We start from the raw sequence: 21,644 nt of genomic DNA on the forward strand, positions 1-21,644 counted from the left end.
AATTAATCAGATTTCTATCTGCTAGTTTTGATAATAAAAATTAGCAGATATTGATTTAATTACTTAATTATCATGTAGTTACAATAAAATCACAACCGTTTATGATTCCATTTCGTCAAACAAAATGGAGTTATAAATGAATCAGATACTTGGTCGTTCACTATTATCACCTAGCTTAATCTCTCACTTCTATCAAGAAAGCCAATGCAATGATTTAAAATCAACCTTATTTCATATCAATGACATCATGAGCCGCACTTACACAGAAGAAGATGCGAACTATCAACGTCAATTACTGGCTAGCACTTGTAGCATCGCCGGCGGCACCTACAACCGAGTGATCCGTGATGCCCAACAACGTGTAGAAAATTACACTCACAACCACTCTAGCCTACCGATTTGTCGCCGCGAAGAAATGCCAGTTGATGAGCATATGGCGCATAACGATTTCGCCGTTATTATGCGAGAAGAAGATAAAGTGGCACCGACTGAACCAGCACATCGCGTGTTCGCTGCTATTGGATTGATCCGCTCATTCCTTAAGGAGAAACTCAATATTGATCAGATGTTTGGTTGTGATGCTGATATCAATGCGGTTATCCATTATGACAAAAACTATTCCAATGCATTTTGGAATTCTCAAGCTATTTTCTTTGGGGATGGTGATGGAACTATTTTTGGCCCGTTCTACAACGATATTGACATAATCGCTCACGAACTCGCTCATGGATACATTGGCTCACAAGCTGATTTTGACTATGTCGATCAATCTGGTGCATTAAATGAATCTGTTGCTGACGTATTAGGCATCATGGTGAAGCAATATGTTCAAAAGCAAACTGCGACACAGTCCAGCTGGTTACTGGGCGAAAACTTATTTATTGATAAGAGAAAGGGACCTGCATTACGTTCAATGAAAAATCCGGGTACAGCATACTATTTCACTAAATCAAATAATGACCCTCAAGTGGGACATATGGATCAATATCGCGATTTACCTCGCTATGTCGATAATGGCGGTGTGCATATTAACTCAGGCATTCCAAACAAAGCCTTCTATTTACTGGCAACAAAAATAGGTGGTTATTCTTGGGAAATAGCTGGGAAAATCTGGGTTGCAGCGGTGTCAGATCCGAGCGTCTCGAATACGGCGACGTTTATTGAATTTGCTCAGGCAACAATTCGCTCAGCAAAAAATCTGTTTGGTGATCAAATTGAATTGGCAACTCGCCAATGCTGGCTAGATGTTGGGTTACGTGTTCAATAAAAATGAAGTGTAATAAGTAATTATTACGCCCTTGTCGGCCCACAAAGAGGCTGACTTTTATCTAAGACTTTGATCGAAAATCATAATAAAAAGGCCAAGTACACATGAGTTTTAGGTCACTCATCCTCAGCCTTTTCTCACTTCAATATCTTTTGCTTCATTCTTGCCCAATTAACGTTTTTTCTTTTTACGTCCTGGCTGGGTAAATTTCTTTTTCGGTGGTTCTGCATTAGCTTTCGGCTTTTGGCTACCCACACCTTGCTTTCCTACTGCTTTCCCGCTACTGCTACGCGCTTGAGATTTTGCCGCTTTTTTAGGTTTAACATCGGACTCTGATTTTTCAATCAAATTAAACAACTCGATAAGCTCATCATCGGTTAAGTCGCGCCACTCCCCCACAGGAATGCCCGTGAGCCTCACATTCATAATCCGCACGCGTTCTAACTTCGTAACTTCGTAGCCAAAATGTTCGGTCATACGACGAATTTGGCGGTTTAACCCCTGAACCAGCGTAATACGGAAAACAAACGGAGCCTCTTTTTTGACTTTACATTTCTTCGTCATGGTACCGAGAATTGGTACCCCCGCGCCCATGCCACGAATAAATTCATCGGTCACAGGCTTGTTCACGGTGACAATGTACTCTTTCTCGTGATCATTACCTGCACGTAAGATTTTATTCACTAAGTCGCCATGGTTCGTCAGGAAGATCAATCCTTGGGAATCTTTATCTAAACGACCAATAGGGAAAATACGGGTACTGTGATTCACATAGTCCACAATATTATCTTTTTCGCCACTTTCGGTGGTACTGACAATCCCAACAGGCTTATTCAACGCGATCAAGACTAAATCTTCTTCATTGCGCGGTTCAATTAACTGACCATTGACCTTGACCACGTCTCCCGCGGAAACTTGGTCGCCAATGCCTGCGCGTTTACCGTTAATGAACACATTGCCTTGCTCGATATAACGATCAGCCTCACGTCTAGAGCAGATACCGCTCTCGCTAATATATTTATTCAGGCGTGTGGTTGAATTGATTTCCATGGTTTTCCTCAGTCATTAAAACAACTTAAATTTTAGGGCTGTGGCGAGCTAATAAATAATAGTAAAAAGCCGTAACAACCTAATTGGGTTACGGCTTTAGTCTGTTTATCGCGCTAACAGTTGGCGATTAGCGTTTTTTCAAGTGCTGCATCAGACGCTTACGTTTACGTAACTGGGTTGGTGTCAGTTTATTTTTCTTATCTGCATATGGGTTTTCACCCTCTTTAAACAGAATACGAATTGGCGTTCCCATTACATTTAATGAACGACGGAAATAGTTCATTAAATAACGTTTATAGCTATCTGGTAAATCAGAAACTTGGTTACCGTGGATCACAACGATTGGTGGGTTATGACCACCAGCATGCGCGTATTTCATCTTCACGCGGCGACCACGGATCAATGGTGGCTGATGTTCATCTTCCGCCATTTTCATAATACGTGTTAACAGTGCAGTACCAACCCGGCGAGTCGCTGATTCATACGCTTCTTGCACAGATTCAAACAAGTTACCCACGCCGCTACCATGTAGCGCAGAGATAAAGTGAATACGGGCAAAATCTACAAAGCCAAGACGAAGTTCCAGCATATCTTTGACATGCTCGCGATCTTCAGGCTTCATGCCATCCCATTTATTCACTGCAATCACTAATGAACGGCCTGCGTTCAAAATGAATCCTAGTAACGATAAATCTTGGTCAGAGATACCTTCACGAGCATCGATAACCAGCAAGACCACGTTAGCATCTTCAATCGCTTGCAGCGTTTTGATCACTGAGAATTTCTCTACAGTTTCAGTCACTTTACCGCGCTTACGTACCCCAGCGGTATCGATGAGAATATATTCACGCTCATCACGCTCCATTGGGATATAAATACTGTCACGGGTGGTACCCGGCATATCAAAGACGACCACACGGTCTTCACCGAGAATACGGTTAGTTAGGGTCGATTTGCCCACATTTGGGCGCCCTACGATAGCCAGCTTTATTGGCAATGTACTCGGGTCAAAATCATCTTCTTCGTCTTCGGAGAATTCACCTTCTGCTTCCAGCTCAGCCCAATACGCAGCATTCGCTTCTTCGTCAGTAAGTTCGATTTCTTCGTCTTCAACCTCAATAAAAGGTTTTAAAGAGTGTTCAATTAACTGAGTGACACCACGACCATGAGAGGCAGCAATAGGGTAAATTTCCCCAAGACCCAGTGAATAGAAATCACCAACAACGATATTGGCATCAATACCATCAGTTTTGTTGGCAACTAAATACGTTTTTTTCTTGCGGCTGCGTAAGTGCTTAGCGATGCCTTCATCCGCTGGCATTAAGCCTGCTCTTGCATCTACCATGAAAAGAACAACGTCAGCTTCTTCAATCGCTTGAAGCGACTGAGCCGCCATATGGGTTTCTACGCCCTCTTCAGTACCATCGATACCACCAGTGTCGATAATAATAAATTCGTGCCCTTCAACTTCTGCACGACCATATTTACGATCACGGGTCAGACCGGGAAAGTCCGCTACAAGTGCGTCACGGGTACGGGTTAATCGGTTAAATAACGTGGATTTTCCTACGTTTGGACGCCCAACCAGCGCTACGACGGGTATCATTCTTCAGTGCCTCACAACTTTAATTAACTAATAGAATTCTGAGGCTAAACTCAGAAAACAAAAAACGAAACGGCCCCTGTATTCAGGAACCGTTTATTTTATCGATAAATTGTCTGCTTGTCAGAAAATTAACGTGTTAACAGGTAAACTGTTCCGTTTCTTGTCTGAACCATCAGTTTATCACTCGCAATGACTGGGCGGCTGTGGATCCCTGAACTGTTCAGTTTATTTTGAGCCACAAAGCCACCTGTGCTGGTATCTAACCAGTGCAGATAACCTTCTTTGTCACCCACAACAATATAGCCGTTATAGACTTCTGGCGCAGATAATCCACGGTTTAGTAACTGATCTTGAGTCCATAATGTCACGCCGTCGCTCTTACGAACAGCCAGCACGCGGTCAGTTTGGTCAACTAAATACAGGTTATCACCCGATAACACCATGTCATTGATGGAGCCTAAATCACGCTTCCATAACATTTGACCTGAACGCATGTCCAGTGCCGCCAATGTGCCGTTATAAGCAATCGCGTACACTTTGCCATCATCAATCACAGGCGTCATATCTACATCGTTCAGACGACCAATTTCTGTTGAACTGGTGACTAAAGAGATGCGTTGTTGCCAAATTAATTGACCTTGAGACAGCAGGACGGCACTCACTCGACCATTATCACCACCAACGATAGCCGCACCAAATGCAATCGCAGGCGCAGACTCACCGCGTAATGACAGTGATGGGGTATCCATATTCACTGTCCACTTAATCGCGCCTGTCGCTGTATCCAGCGCTTGTAATTGACCATTGCTCGTGTGGATGACCACCATGTCGCCACTCACGACAGGCTTGGACAAGGCTTCGCCTGCCACTTCCACATCCCACAACACTTCACCATTTTCTTTATTTAGCGCGATAACTGTACCACGCTCAGTACCGATGAAAATTTTGTCATCAGAAATGGTCAAGCCACCAGACAGTAACGCAGATAAATTGGCAGAAAGAAAACCAGTACGTTTTGATAAATCGACAGACCACAGTTCTTTACCGCTATCAAGTTCTAGCGCTTTAACTAAGCCTTTACGATCCGCAGCGTAAATTGCTGAACCATCCCAAACAGGAGAAAGTTCAGAATAGAACTGCTCAACACCATTACCGACGGATTTATCCCAAACAATAGAAGGTGTAAATTGATTCTCAACCTGTGGTAATGGCGCCATCACAATAGAATCAGTTTCGCTGGAACAACCGGCAAGTAAAGCTGAAGCAACCAGGCCTACCAAAAGAGTTTTGCGCAACTGCATAGTGTGTCGTTTCCTTTCTTCTTATGAATTAGATACGTTGTTCAATTTCAGAGTCAAAATACCTCTGAGTGATTGAGAACCTTCACTTTCTAACCCCTGAGTGTATGCCGCTTTAGCGCCGGATTTATCACCCTTATGGAGTAAAGCATCCCCACGGACATCCTGTGCCGTAGCTTGCCATGACTTACCTTGGATCTTAGCAACAGAGGCGATAGCCGCATCCGCATTACCGAGTGCAAGTTGGATACGCGCTAAACGCAGGTTAATCACATCTTGCAAATCAGCGGTTTTTGCTTTCGCTAATGCGTCAGTCAATGCTTTCTCAGCACCTGCTAAATCGCCTTTATCAGCAAAAACTTGCGCCAGTTCCAGCCCAGTCATTGAACTGTAAACGTCGTTAGTTTCTGCTGCAAATTTTTGTGCAGCTTGAATACCTTCCGCTGAACCTGAACGTAACTGAGTATTGACGGCCTCGTATTTTGCTGCACTTTCTTGCAACACATTCGACTTGTGTGATTGCCAATAGTTCCAACCAAATACACCACCGACACCAATAACCAGTCCAACCACTAAAGCAACGCCGTTGTTAGCGAAAAAACGTTTGATCGCCTCAACTTGATCTTGTTCGTTTGTATAGACTTCCACTTGTCTCTCCTTAACCTAACAGCGTGGCGATACGCGATGCCATTAGTTGCTGTGAAATAGTTTCTTGCTCACCAGTACGTAAATCTTTCAACGTCACTTGGCTATTATTGATTTCGTCTTCACCTAAGATCAGAGCAATTTTTGCCCCTTGCTTATCGGCACGCGCGAGCTGCTTCTTAAAGTTACCGCCACCGTGGTTAGTCATTAAACGCAGAGTTGGCAGTTCATCACGCACTTTTTCTGCAACTAACAATGCAGCTTGTTGGCTATTTTCACCAAAAGAAGCCAGATACACATCGGCAACGGATGTATCTGCGATGAACTCTGGGTTCACTTCTTGAACCAGCAGAACCATACGCTCCATACCCATTGCAAAGCCAACTGCAGGTGTTGCACGACCGCCCAGTTGTTCTACTAGACCATCATAACGTCCACCCGCACAGACCGTACCTTGGGAACCTAGCGCAGTTGTCACCCACTCAAACACAGTGCGGTTATAGTAGTCTAAACCACGCACCAAGCGTTGGTTAACACGGTATTTAATACCCGCGTTATCTAATAATTTGCACAGTCCATCAAAATGCTCGCGAGATTCCGCATCCAGATAATCAAACAGCGCTGGCGCATCATTTAATAATGCTTGAACGTCTTGATTTTTAGAATCCAGCACACGCAGAGGATTGCTATACATACGACGTTTGCAATCTTCATCCAGCTTATCTTTGTGCTGTTCCAGGAAAGCGACTAACGCATCACGGTAGTTTGCGCGAGCTTCTAATGAACCGATTGAGTTGAGTTCCAGCGTAACATGCTCGCTGATCCCAAGTGCACGCCACCAGCGGGCAGTCATTAAGATCACTTCCGCATCAATATCAGGACCTGCCAGACCAAACACCTCAGCACCTAGCTGATGGAATTGGCGATAGCGGCCTTTCTGTGGACGCTCATAACGGAACATTGGCCCTAAATACCATAAGCGCTGTTCCTGATTGTACAGCAAACCATGCTCAATACCGGCACGGACACAACCTGCGGTATTTTCTGGGCGCAGTGTGAGGCTCTCTTCGTTACGGTCGTTGAAGGTATACATCTCTTTTTCAACAACGTCAGTCACTTCACCAATCGCCCGTTTAAATAACGGGGTCTGCTCTACAATCGGGGTACGAATTTCGCTAAAACCATAACCCTGTAAAATATTCTTCAATGTTGCTTCGATTTTTTGCCACACTCGAGTATCTGCTGGCAAGTAGTCATTCATGCCTCGGATGGCTTGGATATTTTTTCCCACTTTATTTCTCTATTTTCAGAATTACATAAGGTCGATTATAAGAGCGAAATGTCATCAGGTTCAATCAACAAACTGCAAAACCACCGTGGAATCGGGAATTATCTGTTGATTTTGGTCGCTATGGCGTAATTTTAAGAAAAAATGACCGTGATTAACACTGCTAATCACGGTGATAAATAAAAAACTGACTCATGATGAGCCAGTTTCTAAATATTATTTATCTATCTGATTAACATTTATTCGCATGCTCTCGTCTAGCATTGCCGCTTTGGCTCGAATTTTAGCTTCTAGCTGATCAATAATGTTGTCATTATCAAAACGCTCTTTTTGACGAATACCATCTTCGTAGAATCCACTCTTGGTTTTCGCACCCGCGACACCCAATGTGGACACTTCAGCTTCACCAGGACCATTCACTACACAACCGATGATAGACACATCCATTGGCGTGATAATGTCTTCAAGTCGCTGCTCTAACGCGTTCACCGTGCCAATCACGTCAAACTCTTGGCGTGAACATGTTGGGCAAGCAATAAAGTTGATACCACGGGAACGAATACGCAGTGACTTCAGAATATCAAAGCCTACTTTCACTTCTTCAACAGGATCGGCAGCAAGCGAAATACGCAGTGTATCCCCGATACCTTCAGAGAGCAGCATACCTAAACCGATAGCTGACTTCACAGAACCTGAGCGCGCACCGCCCGCTTCAGTAATACCTAGATGAAGTGGTTGGTCAATTTTTTGAGCAAGCAGACGATATGAGCCCACAGCAAGGAATACATCAGAGGCTTTCACACTGACTTTAAATTGATCAAAGTTCAATCTATCCAAAATATCCACATGGCGCATGGCTGATTCAACCAACGCTTCTGGTGTCGGTTCACCGTATTTTTCTTGAATATCTTTTTCCAGCGAGCCGCCATTCACCCCAATTCGAATAGGAATATTGTAATGACGAGCGCAGTCAACCACTTGGCGAATTCGCTCTTCACTACCGATATTTCCCGGGTTGATACGCAAGCAATCAACACCATATTCTGCCACTTTTAAGGCAATACGGTAGTCAAAGTGAATATCAGCGACCAGAGGGACATCAACTTGCTGTTTGATTAATTTAAAGGCTTCTGCGGCATCCATCGTGGGTACTGATACGCGCACAATATCTACCCCAACACGTTCAAGGGCTTTAATTTGGCGAACAGTGGCTTCGACATCGGTTGTACGGGTATTGGTCATTGATTGAACAGCGATAGGTGCGCCGTCGCCAACAGGAACATTACCGACATAAATACGGGTGGATTTGCGTCTTTTGATTGGTGATTCGTTATGCATTTTTGTTTAATTCTCCGAACATCCATGTGCTCATTTTAATACCATGGCGCTCTTTAATATCATGGCATAGTGTATGGTCATTGCTTTAACGCGCCCCACTATACACAAGAAAGCAAACTATAAACTATCACAAAGAGTGTTTTAGGATATAGTTTGCTTCTTTAATTTCGTAATATTTTTATGCTTCTGGCAACTTAAATTTCGCGGAACGTTTCGCTTTGATAAAGCGGCTTAAATCAACGTTTTTACCTTGGAATTGCACCGTCACATTGGCTGGCGCACCGATATTTAAACGGTAAGGTTGTGCGCCATCAAGTTCTAATTTGTCGCCGTTATTTTTCATGCCGCTAAATAAAACTTTATTGTTTGCGTCACGAATTTCTAACCAACATTGACCAGAGAAACTTAACGTTAAACCATTACCTGTTGCGGCTGGCATATCCGTTGTTTGAGAAGCATCTGCTTGGGCTCTGTCAACAGAAGGTGTTGTTTGCGGCGCATTTGGCAGCGGGATCGTTCTCACCCCTTCTGCATCTGTATTCGTTGCTGTTTGGGTATTCGTTGCTGTTTGGGTGTCCGTCAATACTGGTGCAGGATCGACCAGTGGGTCGGTTTGTACAGTGCTATTGTCAGTCGCAAGTGGCATATCAACCGCAATATTGTTTACGGGTTCACTAGTATCTTGTTGAACCAAGGCTTCATTTTGGTTAGCCATCGACAACAAATCTTTCTGTTGAGCATTATGATCTTGCCACCACCAAACGCCAATCATCGCAATTAAAACAATCACGATCAGCCACGTCAATTTCATTAGCCAACCTTCGCGTTTTTTACGCTTTTTGCCTAATGAGTAGCTTTGCATTGGGGAAACATTCGGGGACTGTGCGGGAACATCACTTTTTAACAGAGACGTAATTTCATTTTCAGGGATACCAACCATTCGTGCATACAAACGAATGTAACCACGTAAAAACGTAGGCTCTACGCCCGCAGGATGAATATCTTGTTCTATTTCCTTTACCGTACTCACTTTAAGACACAGTCGCTCCGCAACTGTTTCTTGCGTTAGTCCCATACGCTCGCGAGCGCGGGATAATAATTGCCCTACAGTGATAGAAGTTTGTTCGGTATTATTTTCGATAGTCATTAGCTGGCAACACTATTTCCAAGTTTAATAAATATAAAGCAGATTTTACGCTACTTTACCCGTCTGATTACGTCATAGTTTCCAACAACAGTAGAGAAGATATGCCGCTTTAATTATTGTAGGCGAACCAGGGCGTTTTGCCTAACCATAAAACGCCCCGAATTATAACCTAACTCACTGATTAGATATTATCTATATATCAGACTGATTTTACCTGGATAGGTTCCCCAGCAAGGCGTTTTTTCAAGGTACGTTTCGTCCTATCAATAACATCCCCTGCCAGTTGCCCACATGCAGCATCAATATCATCACCACGAGTCTTGCGAACTATAGTCGTAAAACCGTATTCCATCAATACCTTAGAGAATCTATCAATTCGGCTGTTGGAGCTGCGACCATATGGCGCTCCTGGGAACGGGTTCCATGGGATCAAGTTGATTTTGCTTGGTGTGTTTTTCAAACATTCCGCGAGTTGGTGGGCTTGTTCAACGCTATCGTTAATATGATCAAGCATCACATATTCAACCGTGACACGTCCCGCATTCGCATTGGATTTCGTTAAATAACGATTCACACTAGCTAAGAATGTTTCGATATTATATTTCTTATTGATTGGTACGATGTCATCACGCACATCGTCCGTTGGTGCATGCAGAGAAATAGCCAGCGCAACATCAATCATATCGCCTAACTTATCCAGTGCAGGAACCACGCCTGAGGTGGAAATTGTTACGCGGCGTTTTGATAGACCGAAACCAAAATCATCTAACATGATTTCCATCGCAGGAACCACGTTATTTAAATTCAATAACGGCTCCCCCATCCCCATCATCACCACGTTGGTGATAGGACGGCGGCCGCTAGACTTCAACGAACCGATGATTTTAGCCGCACGCCAAACCTGCCCGATGATTTCAGAAACGCGTAAGTTACGGTTAAAACCTTGCTGCGCGGTAGAACAGAATTTACATTCCAGTGCACAGCCAACTTGAGAAGAAACACACAGTGTTGCGCGATCAGCTTCAGGGATATACACCGTTTCAACCAGTTGATCACCGACTTTAATAGCCCACTTAATCGTGCCATCGGATGAACGTTGTTCATCAGCCACTTCAGGTGCTCGGATCTCAGCGACTTCGGTTAATTTCGCGCGTAGCACCTTGTTGATATCGGTCATTAGCTCGAAATCATCGTAGCAATAGTGGTAAATCCACTTCATAACTTGGTCTGCACGGAACGGTTTTTCGCCGAGCTCAGCAAAAAATTCGCGCATCTGCTTGCGGTTTAAATCGAGCAGGTTAATTTTTTGACCGCTTTTTTCTGGCTGCCCATTTTTTTCTGGCATAGCAGATACAGCAGAAGGAGTTGCACATTGTGCATTGGTAGTCATATCAGACATTGAGTTTGCCTCGTTATTACACTTTCGGCAGTGCGAAAAGCACGACGTAAATTGAGATTGCGATTAGTCGGGACGACTAAAAAATAAATCACCCTGTTAACGCGATGATTAACAGGGCGACATATTGTACAAATATTATAACAATAATGCTAATGCATTATTGAGAACGCCTTAGCGTGGGCAGATTTCGTCAGCAGTGAAGAAATATGCGATTTCACGTGCAGCAGACTCTTCTGAATCTGAACCGTGAGTTGCGTTTTCAGTGAAGCTGTCCGCGTAGTCAGCACGTAAAGTACCTGCTAATGCGTTGTCTGGGTTAGTTGCGCCCATCAGGTCACGGTGACGTTGGATTGCGTTTTCGCCTTCTAACACTTGTAACATGATTGGACCAGAAGTCATGAATTCAACCAGACCATCAAAGAAAGGACGACCTTTGTGCTCAGCGTAGAAGCCTTCAGCTTGTTCACGAGTCAGGTGCATCATTTTAGCAGCAACGATTTTGAAGCCTGCGCTTTCAAAACGGTTGTAAATTGCACCGATGACGTTTTTCTTAACTGCGTTTGGTTTGATGATAGAAAATGTACGTTGAACAGCCATAAATAACCTCTTAGCGATTGACTTGACTTTTACTCTTTATTCTCTGCTTTGTTTCTCTTATTTAACCCAATGTTTCCACTAGAATTTCAAGAGGGGCATATGAAGAACCAAGAATATGTGCCTGTTGTAGTTTTTTATATTGTTTCTATTCCTGATGTTAGGAAGCAGAAAAATAGGGCGTTGATTATAGGGGCTTGGATTACAATTTCCTACAGTCACATCAACATTTTGTTAATCTTTTCATAGCAAAAAATGCTAGATTTTTAATTAAGTCGTCGTTTTATGCTATTACTTCACCTTAAAGTTGATAGCGGTGACCTGTCCGCTCATATCTAAGACAGATATTTGGTAGTTTCCACTTTTTTCGAGCGTCAGCAAAATTGCCCCATTTTGCTCGGTATTGTTCACTTGCTCGCCGTTTAAAAACCACCATTTTTGCCCTTGTCCACCTTGAGTGAGTAAACGCAGGTCTAAACTGGTTTTTCCGGGTAAACGTTGGAGAACCTCCCCTTCGCGGATACCTGAAATTAATAATGGTGGCATTTCAAGATTTAACGGCGGACAAACGGCATCCGGCTTAGGCAGTCGATTTATTCGTTTTTCACTTACAGGCAACCACGACTCTACGGTAATCGGCCATAAATGGATCTCTTTTTCTTGGGCATTTGGGCAATCTGGCGCAACTTGTAGCCCCTGCTCATTCACCCACACTTTTTGTCTGAGTCCAAGAGAGGATTCTTGATCCCGTGCCATTAGCGTTGGTGGAATCGTATTATCTAAAATCCAGCTCAAACGGCGCTGGCGACAATTACTATCTTCTTTCAGTAATGAGGTTCCCCCTGGCCAGCAGATCACGGCTTGGCTAACGCTCGCGGGTCTTGAATCTTTCGGAAGCACTTCTCGAGATTGATAAATTCGCGTCAGCAGCATGTTATTTACTTGGTTCATAATTGGAATTGCTGTGGCATAGCCAAGCTGCCCTGCAACTGGCGTTGCATCAGGACGCCCAACCCAAACACCAATCGTATAACGTGGGTTCACACCAATAGCCCAAGCATCGCGGTATCCGTAACTAGTCCCTGTTTTCCATGCAAGATTTGGCTGTCCCGATAAATTAGCATCAGGGACTGGGCGGGCTTCTCCTGCCATAATCCGGCGAACAATCCACGCGGCCCCCGGAGACATTAACTTGCGGTCGCGGATAACATCTGTCGGTCGATAACGCAGTGGAGAAACTTCTCCTTGGCGAGCAAATGCACTGTAAGCTGACACTAAGTCTTCCATTCGTGCCGCCGTTCCCCCGAGGATCAACGACAAGTTAGGTTCTCCGCCAACTGGAAAACGCAGTTCTGTGCCCACATTACGTAATTGCGCCGCAAAACGCTTACTGCCATAGACATCCAGCAGTTGCACAACGGGCAAGTTTAATGAGCGCACTAACGCATCACTCACACTGACAGGGCCATTAAAGCCGCTATCAAAGTTACCGGGACGATAATCATTAAATCGACGAGGAACATCCTGCAACAGTGATTCGGCGTGGATCAAACCATCATCCATTGCCAGCGCATATAAAAATGGCTTGAGTGTTGAGCCCGGTGAGCGCCACGCACTGATCATATCCACATGACCAAAGCGACTATCATCCTGAAAATCAATCGACCCGATATACGCTTTCACGCTCATATCCGTGTGATCAACCACCAGCAATCCTAAGGAAGTTTGCTTAGGTAATTGGTTTTTCCAGTTCATCGCCATATCTTCAAGCTGCTTTTGCAGGCTAGCATCAATGGTAGTTTCCACGATGGATTCTTGGGAATCTTTGACCATCCGACGCGCCAGTAATGGTGCTAAATGCGGATTTTTACGTGGGGCAAGCCAGATTTGCTCTTGCTTGATTTCATTGACTTTTTCAGTGCTCCAAACTTGGTATTCAGCCAGTCTGTCGAGTACTTTATCTCGTGCTGCTTGCGCCCGTTCTGGGTATCTGTCAGGTCTTAAACGGCTTGGCGCTTGTGGTAAAACCGCAAACAATGCCGCTTCACTTGCGGTCAATTTTGCAGGGGATTTATTCAAATAGACCCAGCTGGCAGCACCTATGCCCTCAATCGTCCCCCCATAAGGTGCTCGGTTAAGATACATTTCGAGGATTTCATCTTTAGAATAGTGATATTCCAGCTGTGCAGTACGCCATAACTGTTTGAGTTTGCCACCAAACGTGCGCTCATGTGGGTCAATCAGCCTTGCCACCTGCATTGAGATGGTACTGCCCCCAGAGACAATGCGTCCTGAGCTCACTAACTGCCCTGCCGCCCGCATTAACGAAAATGGGTTAACCCCCGGATGCTGGTAAAAATGGCGATCTTCATAGGTTAATAACGCGTCAATATATTCCGGCGAAACCTCGTCCAACTTAACAGGGAAACGCCAAATACCTTCTTTATCGGCAAAACGCCATAACGGAGTCCCATCCCCCGCGACGACCGTGCGTGCCATTTCAATCTGCTTGATTGGCAAAGGCCAAATTTTATCTGCTGCTAAAAAGGCCAGTGGCAATACCACGACCAAAACCAGTAGCGTCCACCCAATGCGACGTAGCCATCTCTTCATTCGTCAATATACCGAGAGTTATTATTTGTTTTTATGATACTAAAAAAAGAGGGAAACACACGCTTCCCTCTTTATCTTCATCTAATTCAATGATTCTCTAATTTAATATTAATTAACGAACCACTTCCAACTGACCATCGGAGTAACCCGTTGCACGCCATTCTGGCACATACATGGATTCCACCTGTGGCACTGGTTTGTTATACACACCCGGCGTAACCGCGCGAGCTAAGTAAACCAGTGTGGTTGGACGATATTGCTGAACTTCCACTGCCGCCACAAAACGGTCATCACGGTATTCCATGTGACGAATTTGCGATTGCTGCATATCATCAATCATCTCTTGCAGATTTGGCGCTGATTCACTGAGGTTAGCGCTGCTATTGGCTAAGTTTTGGTTTTCCAACTCTAAGCCCGCAGGTAATAAATCCACCACCAATGCATCAGGGACAGTTTGGTTGGCATTCACTTCCAACTTCACCACTACCATTTCGCCGCTTCTTAATCTATCGATTGAAATACGGTTGCCTTTCATATCGTAGTAACTGCGTTTGATATCCAGCACATTTGAATATGGCTTCGGTGAACGCATCGGATAGCCGACAACATTCAAACGAGTATACAGTGTGCTGGTACCGCTGTTTTCAACACTATAACCATTCACTAGCTGTTGTTTAGTTAAGAACTCACTCACTGGTTTATCTGAAACCAATGGAGGCTCTTGACCATTCACTAGCGCTTTCCATGGTGTTTCTGTCTCATTGGCATAGAAACGACCCGCTAAGTACAGGGCATTGCTCTCTTGAGTCGAGAAATACTTCTGCGAAGTCAGATTGTTAGACAGCGTTTGCAATTTTTGGTCACGAGATTTTGGCATTAAGTTATATTCATTCAGTAATGCCACGATCATCGCATCATCACGGATAGCTGAGCCGTAATCACCAATACTGCTGTAACGTGCACTTTGTTTCTTCATACCATCAATAATGGCACTTTCACCACGCGCTTTATCACCCATCAGGTTTAATGCAACACCCAGTTGAACTAACGCTAAACCGCTGGTCGCATTGTTAGCTTGACCATAGATTTGACGCAGTGCCCCTAATGGTGCTTTTTGCTGAGTTGCTAGCACTAAGCCCGCATAGGCTTGGATCGCAAAACGGGATGCGTCTGGCTGATCCGTGTACGGATAACTCACTTGACTACCATCTTGCAGGTAACTTAACAGGCGTGCGTTAGCGTTATTCAATGCACTTTGCGGTACGGAGAAACCACGTTGGTTCGCTTTGTTTAAGAAATCCGTCGCATACGCAGTTAACCAATACTCTTCACGCCCCATTTTATCCCATAGAGAGAAGCTACCGTCATCACGCTGCATGCTCAGTAAGTGCGGGATGCCTAACTCAATCGCTTTATGGCGATCTGCGTCAGTTTGTGAATTAATACCCAGTTTTTGCAGTTCAGCTTGTGTCGAGAACAGTGACGGATACAGCCCGCTCACTGTTTGTTCTAAACAGCCGTATGGATACGCAAACAGCTCACGAATATAGCGTGCAATTTGCAGCGGCGGACGGCTCGTTAACAGCACTTGCCCTTCCAGCGTATCTTGCTGTAAATAAGCAAAATCGTTGGTTGGTAATGACCAAATTTCACCCGGTTCGATCGCGGTAGCAAATGCCACGGTTTCGGCTGGTTGTGCTGGACGCACGCCAACTTTCCAACTGTTTTTGTACTCTTTCTCCGCTTCCCCTTCGACTTTTACGCCGTTGATAGTCATGGAGACTTCGCCTTCACCAAAGCCATAATCAGCACTGACTGGCAATGTCACTGTGGTACGTTTGCCTTTGGTCAGTTCAATATCACGAGTTGGTGCACCGTCTAATTTCACCATGCCCGATGCTTTAAATGTGACGGTCACATTCTGCGTGTTGTCGGTCATATTGGTAAGATCTAACGCGAAGTAAGATTTATCGCCACCCGCCATAAATCGAGGCATCGACATTTGCGTCACTAATGGTGCCGCAACAACGACCTTACTGTCTGCATGACCAAAATCTTTTTGGTTCCATGCTTGTGCCATTAAACGCAATTCGCCATTAAAATCAGGAATTGCCAGCGTAATTTCGCCTTCGCCATTTTTGTCTAAGATGACAGGTTGCGCTTGTTCCGCAATGATTTGTACCTCTGTCAGAGGCTTCATGCCACCACGCTCCAGCGCTGCATCTTCACCATCACCACCAAAGCGCAGGTTGGCTAACTTACCTTGACCTTCAATTAAGTGACCATACACATCATATTGGTCAACGCTGTAGCGTTTACGCCCAAAGAAAGCATCGTATGGGTCTGGTGTTTTGAAATCGGTGATATTCAGGACGCCCGTATCCACCGCAGACAGCAACACGTTCACTTTTTCAGGCAGTGGCTTGCCATCTTGAGCAGTAGCTTTGATCTTCACTTTCAGATCTTCATTTGGACGCATTTTTGTCGGTGCGTTCAGCGCCAGTGAAATCTTACGATTTTCATCAGCTAGCGGCAGATGCAATACCCCAACAGCGCGTTTAACGGTCGCCTCTTTGGAGTCATCTCCTGGGCGAACAACCACCGCAGAGATATATAAATCATGGCGCGCCCACTCTTTATTCACCGGCACTTCCACATCTAACCCGCCCGCTGGAACATCAATTTCCTGCCACCATAATGGCGCGCTGCTCGATTCAAGCAGAATGTAACCTTTACCTGCTTTTGGCGCTTCGATACGGACTTTGGCTTTTTCACCCGGTAAGTATGCTGGCTTGTTCAAGCTTAATTTCACTTGGTCAGGGCGAACGGAACCGCTGCCTCCGGTATTATCTTGCCAAGAGAAGCCTGCCCAGAATTGAATGCTGCTGACTAACTCATTTTCAGGGTTGGTAATTTCTAAACGGAATGAGCCCCAATCCACTGGGAATGAGATCTTCGCGGTGCCATCTTTGGCGATAGAAATATTTTCATTCGCCACCACGAGATCTTTCTGATCGTAGTTAGAAACCCAACCACCGCTTTCTGACCAGCTCCAGTAGTAATCGCGACGCTCATACACTAAACGCGCAGTCAGGTTTTCCGCTGCCAGTTTGTGCCCTGCCATATCTGACATGACAATTTCAAACTCAGCTAATGAATTTTCATCGACGTTATAACGCTTCGCGTAGCGGTCTGTACGGTAATCGTAGATCTCTTTTTTCTCAAAGAGAGGACGAATACCCACTAATTTTTTCGCTGGCCAAATCGCTTGCTCAGCACGGCGAGTCACAGGACGACCGCCTGCTTCTAATAAGCTAGCTTGCAGAACTGCTGTAATTGGAGAGCGCGTTGATTCCCAGTTGCTTTGCGGTAAGGAGATCACGGTTTCACCGCTACCATCTAAGGTTAAGTCAAACTCATCCAGCTTACGCGGTAAGCCTTCTTCATTCGTCGCACCGAATTCAAAGCCTGGCAATTTCGCAACCGCTTCACGATTAGCTTTCAGCAACACTTGACCTTGCAACTGATTATCCGCTGCTGGGGCGCCGTAGAGGTAACGACCTTTAATGTCAAAGTCAACGGGCTGCGAACTTAATACTGGCTTTTCACTACCTGTAATATCCAGCGCCATACGCTCTGGCATAAAATCTTCAACATTGAATTTGTAATAACGCAGTGGTGAACCATCACCTAAATCAAAACGCAGCGACCAACCACCCGTTTCAGCATTTTTCGGGATCTCTAGCTGATACTGATACAAACCATCTTGTTTTTCATCCCCTTGCCATACAAAGCTCTTGTAGACCTGACCATCCGTCTTTAAGACATCCACTTTGACTGGCTGAGATTTCACTGGCTGACCATCACCATCACGCAGTAAACCATTCACTAGCAGTAATTCGCCCGGACGATATAAATCACGAGGACCGAACACAAAGAACTGTTTTGCATAGCCTGAAGGACCTGAAATATCAAACTCAGACAGGTCTAATGCGGGTTGAGTCAAGTCAATCATACTGGTTTGCCCTTCGTGGGTTGCCAGTAATAATTTGCCGCCAGCCAGTTTGTCTAACTGAGCATGACCGTCACCATCAGTCGTGCCTTTGGTCACTAATTGACCTTTTTCATCCAAAATCCGCAGCTCGACGCCTTTAATCGCCGAACCTTTGGCTAATGATTGGGTGAAAATATCCACACGATCATGGTAGCTATGTAATGACACGCCGATATCACTAAGCGTAAAGACTGTCGCAGGGAATTGATAACTGTAGCTACCCGCTTTTTGCATGATCGCTAAATAAACGCCATCTTGTTGCAACTCTTTGATATCTTTTAATGGCAACAGAATGGATTGGCGGGTGTTTTTATCTGGGTTTAAATCGAAACGCCCGGTATAGGCTAATTCGACTTTGTCGAGGAATTCATCGGAATACCAATATTCATAGTTACTGCGGTATTGCCACATCGCGAGGAATTGCGGTAATTGTTTTTCATCGACACGGAAGAAATTTACGTCGATTTTATCCACGTTCAGCGCGATGACAGGCAAGCCTTGGGCAACTTTGCTTGGCAGTAAAGAGCCTTTACTTGCGAACCCAACGGTTGGAATAATTTGCGCCGTTTGGAATTTCTTCTCAAAGCTGTTGTTGATGGTACGTTCGTTGACCGCTTTCACTCCCGGATTAACCGAAAGGTTTAATTCTTTCGATGGCGGTAAATGGCGGAAGCGTAATTCCATCTGGTTATCAGATAACTCCCAATCTCCATCCAGCTTGCCTGATTTCACATCCACCAGATTCAAATATTGACCAAAGTTTTGATTTGGTTGTAAAGGCACCGAGAATGTCACGACCATGGCGCTTGCACCATCTAGCTGCAATTCCGAGGCATCCAAAATTTCCAGATCTTTCCCGGCATATTTCTTCGCTAACTCGTCATTGGAAAGCTTAGGCGCAGCCTGTTTTTGTTCTGCAACGGGCGCCGTTTTGGTACTCGTTTCTGCCGCTGAGGTTGAGACATTACCCTCTTTTTTCGTGGTATCGTCAGTATTATCGCAGCCCGCTAATGCCATAACGGACGCTAAGGCTAATGCTACATAACGCTTTTTCGTTTTTAGACCCGCCAATGAAGTCCAACTTGATTGTTGTTTCATTACCGCCCCATCCCTTATTAAGTTAATTTATTATGTTCATGAAGCCCAAGAAAATCCTTGAACTTAAATACGTTGCGATGATTGAGCTTAGTGTGTAATCCGCAATAATAAGTATGCGCATTAATTGAATACATAATTTAACAGAATGTAACACCAACACCTATCAGACAAAACGGAAAAAACAGCATGAAAAAATAAAGACGCGGAGAAGTCCGGTCTTTATTTTGAGTAAGGAGAGAATTAGGTATTTTTGATGGGAATACTGTCGCGCAAAAAGCTGCCTAAGCGGCGTTGATAAAATGGCGCAACGTGCTGGGTAATAAAGTGGCTTAACCCTTTTTCGTCTTCGTTAACGATGCAAAAATCAATGGATTCATCCTCATCGATATATTCGCATGCGGTTGCGCCAGCTTCTTGAATAATTTCATCGATATTTTCTGCGCCTGGAACAAATTCCAACGCTATCATCAAAATATCATCAAACTGTTCATCTTCTGCTTCTTGGACCGAAACAATAAACGCGCGTCGTACGACTTTATGTTGTTTAAAAAATTCACTGAGCGCCGCTGTCAATTCTTCAGGTTCTTGTTCGAGAACGCTTAATTTTAATGAAGAGCCTTCTGGCACCGTGAGTTCAGTAAACTGAACATCGGATTGCGAGTCTGTTGTTAGGTTTTGGGATTGTTGCGTCATTCAATATCCTCTACAACCAAAAATAATATCGTCTAAATTCAAAAACCATTCATGTTAAAGAAAAAATCGCAGGCTGCATTGACTGCACCACTGCGATTTCATTATAACGCGAATTATTTTGATTTTTTGAGAAGTAAGTTAGCTAATGTTCTCACACCAATACCGGTTGCCCCTTCAGCCCATAAGCTCACTGGCGATTTACGGTAAGTTGCTGAACAATCGATATGTACCCAGTTTTGACGATAATTTTCAACAAAGTGAGACAAGAAGGCTGCCGCAGTGCTTGCACCCGCAGTATGCGAAGGCGCTGCAATATTGTTCAGGTCAGCAAAACCAGAAGGCAGTTGTTGACGATGGAATTCAGCTAATGGTAAGCGCCAGAATAACTCGAACTCTTCATCTGATGCTGACATTAATTCTGCCACTAATTTGTCATCAAAGCTCAGTACCGAGTGGTAGTCATTACCCACAGCTGTTTTCGCAGCCCCAGTTAAGGTTGCCGCATCGATTAATAACGTTGGTTTCTCTTTGCTTGCATCAATTAAACCATCCGCTAAGACTAAACGCCCTTCAGCATCTGTGTTCATGATTTCAACAGATTTGCCATTACGATAACGGATAATATCCCCTAATTTAAAGGCATTGCCGCTAACCATGTTGTCCGCGATACACAGGAATAATTTTACGCGTTTGTTTAAACCACGCGTGATCGCCAGCGCTAAAGAACCCACTAATGTTGCTGCGCCGCCCATATCTGCTTTCATTGAGTTCATTGAAGCAGATGGCTTAATGCTATAACCCCCTGAATCGAAGGTAATGCCTTTACCGACTAAACAGGCGAATACAGGCGCTTTCTCATCTTTACCTGGGTTGTAATCCAATGCCAGCAATACTGGAGGACGGCTAGACCCACGACCCACAGTATGAATACCTGCATAACCTTGCTCTAATAGGTCATCGCCTTTGACAATGCGGTAGCTGATATCTTGAGCGCCTACTTTGCACAGTAAATCGATTGAACGTTGAGCCAGTTGCTCTGGACCTAATTCTTCTGCTGGCGCATTGATAATATCGCGAACCCAATCAATGGTATTGATGCGCTGTTCTAATTCTTTGCGATCCGCTTCTTGCAATGCTGGCCATTCGATAGTTCTCGCCCCTTTTGGTGCGCGGAAACCTTGCCAAAATGCCCAACTTTTTTCTAAGTCCCAACCTTCGCCTGTTAATGAAACATTGCGAATGCCTTGGCTATCTAACTTACGACCAGCACTTTGTACAGCACACAGCTTACCCGGATGCTTAAGGTGGATAGTCATGCCTTTATCGTTTGAACTTAATAGAGCGCCTTCACCCCAGCATGGTGCCGCAGGTTCGCATGTAATCATGACTGGCATAATTTGTTTGGTCATTATTCTTCTCACTTTATCCACTAAGTTGATTATTGCGGGATCTTGAATTTAGCTTATCACTTTCTGCTATCAATCTTTGCTAATTCGCCAACTATACCCTAAAAATGGCAACGTTATTGAGTTTAGTTTCTATCAGACTAATAGG

At 44.5% G+C, this 21,644-nt stretch carries 14 protein-coding genes; 1 reads left to right on the forward strand and 13 read right to left on the reverse strand.

Annotated elements, in window-relative coordinates:
• Positions 1–136 precede the first annotated feature (136 nt).
• Complete coding sequence (locus M5X66_RS11260; protein ID WP_270103535.1) at positions 137–1,267, forward strand: M4 family metallopeptidase; 1,131 nt, start codon at positions 137–139, stop codon at positions 1,265–1,267.
• 171 nt (positions 1,268–1,438) lie between these two features.
• Here M5X66_RS11260 and rluF read toward each other — a convergent pair whose 3' ends face one another.
• The 13 genes from rluF to pepB all read right to left on the reverse strand — a co-directional run bounded on the left by rluF (position 1,439) and on the right by pepB (position 21,499).
• On the reverse strand, positions 1,439–2,317 hold the full coding sequence (gene rluF, locus M5X66_RS11265; RefSeq protein WP_154637509.1) for a 23S rRNA pseudouridine(2604) synthase RluF: 879 nt from the start codon (positions 2,315–2,317) through the stop codon (positions 1,439–1,441).
• A gap of 127 nt (positions 2,318–2,444) precedes the next feature.
• Positions 2,445–3,923: a ribosome biogenesis GTPase Der gene (der, locus tag M5X66_RS11270; RefSeq protein WP_036949510.1), complete on the reverse strand. Its 1,479-nt coding sequence runs from the start codon at positions 3,921–3,923 to the stop codon at positions 2,445–2,447.
• A 128-nt stretch (positions 3,924–4,051) separates the two neighbouring features.
• A complete protein-coding gene (bamB, locus tag M5X66_RS11275; RefSeq protein WP_036949508.1) occupies positions 4,052–5,224 on the reverse strand; it encodes an outer membrane protein assembly factor BamB in 1,173 nt (390 codons plus the stop codon).
• A 21-nt stretch (positions 5,225–5,245) separates the two neighbouring features.
• Entirely contained in the window at positions 5,246–5,869 is a 624-nt protein-coding gene (locus M5X66_RS11280) for a YfgM family protein (protein ID WP_036949506.1), read from the reverse strand.
• 10 nt (positions 5,870–5,879) lie between these two features.
• Positions 5,880–7,157: a histidine--tRNA ligase gene (gene hisS, locus M5X66_RS11285; RefSeq protein WP_036949504.1), complete on the reverse strand. Its 1,278-nt coding sequence runs from the start codon at positions 7,155–7,157 to the stop codon at positions 5,880–5,882.
• 213 nt (positions 7,158–7,370) lie between these two features.
• A complete protein-coding gene (gene ispG, locus M5X66_RS11290; RefSeq protein WP_036949502.1) occupies positions 7,371–8,492 on the reverse strand; it encodes a flavodoxin-dependent (E)-4-hydroxy-3-methylbut-2-enyl-diphosphate synthase in 1,122 nt (373 codons plus the stop codon).
• 178 nt (positions 8,493–8,670) lie between these two features.
• Positions 8,671–9,639: a cytoskeleton protein RodZ gene (rodZ, locus tag M5X66_RS11295; RefSeq protein WP_270103536.1), complete on the reverse strand. Its 969-nt coding sequence runs from the start codon at positions 9,637–9,639 to the stop codon at positions 8,671–8,673.
• Between the two features lie 199 nt (positions 9,640–9,838).
• On the reverse strand, positions 9,839–10,984 hold the full coding sequence (locus M5X66_RS11300) for a bifunctional tRNA (adenosine(37)-C2)-methyltransferase TrmG/ribosomal RNA large subunit methyltransferase RlmN (RefSeq protein WP_410431076.1): 1,146 nt from the start codon (positions 10,982–10,984) through the stop codon (positions 9,839–9,841).
• Between the two features lie 225 nt (positions 10,985–11,209).
• Entirely contained in the window at positions 11,210–11,635 is a 426-nt protein-coding gene (gene ndk / locus M5X66_RS11305; RefSeq protein WP_036949497.1) for a nucleoside-diphosphate kinase, read from the reverse strand.
• Between the two features lie 288 nt (positions 11,636–11,923).
• Positions 11,924–14,245, reverse strand: coding sequence for a peptidoglycan glycosyltransferase PbpC (pbpC, locus tag M5X66_RS11310; RefSeq protein WP_154600227.1), 2,322 nt, complete (start codon positions 14,243–14,245; stop codon positions 11,924–11,926).
• A 112-nt stretch (positions 14,246–14,357) separates the two neighbouring features.
• The gene (locus tag M5X66_RS11315) at positions 14,358–19,397 is read right to left on the reverse strand and encodes an alpha-2-macroglobulin family protein (RefSeq protein ID WP_036949493.1); all 5,040 of its coding nucleotides are present in this window, start codon (positions 19,395–19,397) and stop codon (positions 14,358–14,360) included.
• Between the two features lie 240 nt (positions 19,398–19,637).
• Positions 19,638–20,090 carry an enhanced serine sensitivity protein SseB C-terminal domain-containing protein gene (locus M5X66_RS11320; RefSeq protein WP_036949492.1) on the reverse strand — a complete coding sequence of 151 codons (453 nt, stop codon included), beginning with the start codon at positions 20,088–20,090 and terminating at the stop codon, positions 19,638–19,640.
• A gap of 113 nt (positions 20,091–20,203) precedes the next feature.
• A complete protein-coding gene (gene pepB, locus M5X66_RS11325) occupies positions 20,204–21,499 on the reverse strand; it encodes an aminopeptidase PepB (RefSeq protein WP_154602673.1) in 1,296 nt (431 codons plus the stop codon).
• Positions 21,500–21,644: the final 145 nt, after the last annotated feature.

The organism is Providencia sp. PROV188, from assembly GCF_027595165.1.
GTDB classification, from domain to species: Bacteria; Pseudomonadota; Gammaproteobacteria; order Enterobacterales; family Enterobacteriaceae; genus Providencia; species Providencia lanzhouensis.